Consider the following 2,892-nt stretch of genomic DNA (forward strand, 5'->3'; position numbering starts at 1 on the left):
GGATCACGTCGTCGACCGGCTGCCCCGGGCGCTGCCGGTCGACGACGTGATCCGGCTGCTGGAGACCGCCGGCCCGGTGGCCGCGACCGGCGACCAGGCGCCCCTCGCGCTACGCGACCGGGCGCTGCTGGAGTTCCTGTACGGCACTGGCGCGCGGATCTCCGAGGCGGTCGGCGCGGCGGTGGACGACCTCGACACCGACGAGGGCACCGTGTTGCTGCACGGCAAGGGTGGCCGCACCCGGCTGGTGCCGATCGGCGGGTACGCGGTCGAGGCGCTGCGCGCCTGGCTGGTCCGGGGCCGTCCGGCGCTGGTCGCCGCCGGTCGCGGCACCCCGGCGGTCTTCGTCAACGCTCGCGGCGGCGCGCTGTCCCGGCAGGGGGCCTGGACCATCCTGCGCCGCGCCGCCGAACGCGCCGGTCTGCCGGTGGACGGCCCCGCCGCCGTCTCTCCGCACACCCTGCGCCACTCGTACGCCACCCACCTGCTCGACGGCGGCGCCGACGTGCGGGTGGTGCAGGAATTGCTCGGGCACGCCTCGGTGACCACCACGCAGGTCTACACGTTGGTCACCGTGGAACGGCTGCGCGAGGTGTACGCGACCGCCCACCCGCGCGCCCGCGGCTGACCGCCACTGGCGTGAATGGACCGGCCGGGACGCCGACACGCCGACCGGGTACCGAACGCGCTGCTGGTACGTGGCGTACAGTCGGCTTCGGCGCGGACCTCCTGGGCGACGAACCGGGGTGCGCAGCGGCGCCGCGGGGGACGTCGGACGGCTCCGACGTCGGGTGGTCGTCGGGAGGGGGCAACGAGGACATGGCTGGCAACGGTGACCGTGCCGAGACCTGGACGTCGGAGCTCCGTGAGCAGCAGGCAACGCTCGGTGCGGATCTCGGTCCGGCCGACCCGGCCGCGTACACGATGCGCAAGCCGATCCCGGAGCCGATGCCGACCGACCGGCACGGGCCGGCCCGCATCATCGCGATGGCCAACCAGAAGGGTGGCGTCGGCAAGACCACGACGACCATCAACCTGGGCGCCGCGCTCGCCGAGTACGGCCGCAAGGTGCTGCTGGTCGACTTCGACCCGCAGGGCGCGCTCTCGGTCGGCCTGGGAGTCAACCCGCACAACCTCGACCTGTCGGTCTACAACCTGCTCATGCAGGACGACGTCACCGCCGAGGACGTCCTGATCAAGACCGACGTGGCCGGGCTGCACCTGCTGCCGGCCAACATCGACCTCTCCGCCGCCGAGATCCAGCTGGTCAACGAGGTCGCCCGCGAGATGGCCCTCGCGCGGGTGCTGCGCACCATCCGCAAGGAGTACGACTTCATCCTGATCGACTGTCAGCCCTCGCTGGGTCTGCTGGCGATCAACGCGCTGACCGTCGCGCACGGCGTGCTCATCCCGCTGGAGTGCGAGTTCTTCAGCCTCCGCGGGGTGGCCCTGCTGCTGGACACCATCGACAAGGTCCGCGAGCGGCTCAACTTCGACCTGGAGCTCGAGGGCATCCTCGCCACCATGTACGACAGCCGCACCACGCACTGCCGGCAGGTGCTGCAGCGGGTGGTGGAGGCGTTCGGCGACAAGGTCTACCAGACGGTCATCACCAAGACCGTCAAGTTCCCCGAGTCGACCGTCGCCGGTGCCCCGATCACCACGCTCGACCCGGCCTCCTCCGGCGCGCGCAACTACCGCCAGCTCGCCCGTGAGGTGATCGCCGCACAGGCGGAGCGGTAGACCCGGTGCACCAGGTCACCGGCCCCGCCGGCCCGTCCACTACGGTCGTCAGGTGACCGCACCGCCCCTCGACCCACCCGCCGCGCCGCACGGTGCCGCCGACCCGGCGGTCGCCGCCGAGCTGGCCGCGGAGGTCGACGGCGTCGTGCCCCCCGCCCCGGACGGCTCGACCGCCGAGGAGACCAGCGGCTTCACCGTCCGGCTGGACAACTTCACCGGCCCGTTCGACCTGCTGCTGCAGCTGATCGGCAAGCACAAGCTCGACGTCACCGAGGTGGCCCTGCACAAGGTCACCGACGAGTTCATCGCGTACATCCGGGCGATGGGCGACCAGTGGGACCTGGACGAGGCCAGCGAGTTCCTGCTCATCGCCGCCACCTTGCTCGACCTCAAGGCGGCCCGGCTGCTGCCCGCCGCCGAGGTGGAGGACGAGGAGGATCTCGCCCTGCTGGAGGCGCGGGATCTGCTCTTCGCCCGGCTGTTGCAGTACAAGGCGTTCAAGGAGGCCGCGGCCCACATCGCCGAGCTGGAGGCGGTCGGCGGGCGCCGCTACCCTCGCGCGGTCACCCTGGAACCCCGGTACGCCGACGCGCTGCCCGACCTGGTGCTCGGCATCGGCCCGGAGCGGCTGCTCAAGCTCGCGCTCAAGGCGATGACCCCGAAGCCGGTTCCGGAGGTCTCCATCGCGCACGTGCACATGGTCCGGGTCAGCGTCCGAAAGCACGCGGAGATCATCACCGACCGGCTGCGCCGGGCCGGGACGGCCACCTTCTCGCTGCTCTGCGCCGACTGCGACATCACACTTGAAGTGGTGGCCCGCTTCCTCGCGCTGCTGGAGCTCTACCGGCAGGGCCTGGTCGCCTTCGTCCAGGAACAGGCCCTGGAGGAGCTGACCGTCCGCTGGACCGGTCCGGCCGAGGGCGACACCGACCTGCACATCGACGAGTACGCCGGCTCCCCGGAACCGGCGTCGTCCGGGCCGCCCGCGCCGGTCGAGGGCAGCGCCGGCGGGCAGCCGTCGGGAGCGGCCGACGGGGACGGGACGGGAACGACGGAGGGGACATCGGGATGAGCAACGAGGAGCGCCGGGACTCGCTGGCCGACCAGGCGGCCGCCTGGATTCCACCGTGGGAACGCCCCACCCCGACC

Annotated in this window: 3 protein-coding genes; all 3 read left to right on the forward strand. The window is 72.3% G+C overall.

Features of this window, described 5'->3' with window-relative positions; translation table 11 throughout:
* A partial coding sequence (locus DKL51_RS27745; protein WP_148097860.1) for a tyrosine-type recombinase/integrase occupies positions 1-628 on the forward strand: 628 nt, incomplete at its 5' end.
* Positions 629-819: 191 nt separating this feature from the next.
* Positions 820-1,743 (forward strand): ParA family protein, encoded by a 924-nt coding sequence (locus DKL51_RS27750; protein ID WP_091266519.1) that lies wholly within the window; start codon positions 820-822, stop codon positions 1,741-1,743.
* A 52-nt stretch (positions 1,744-1,795) separates the two neighbouring features.
* Entirely contained in the window at positions 1,796-2,815 is a 1,020-nt protein-coding gene (locus DKL51_RS27755; RefSeq protein WP_109946548.1) for a segregation and condensation protein A, read from the forward strand.
* Positions 2,816-2,892 lie beyond the last annotated feature (77 nt).

It is taken from the genome of Micromonospora globispora (assembly GCF_003857015.1).
Lineage (GTDB): Bacteria > Actinomycetota > Actinomycetes > Mycobacteriales > Micromonosporaceae > Micromonospora > Micromonospora globispora.

Excerpts from the sequence above, each read along its gene's own strand:
- DKL51_RS27750 (WP_091266519.1), top strand. The coding sequence starts at position 820 with ATGGCTGGCAACGGTGACCGTGCCGAGACCTGGACGTCGGAGCTCCGT.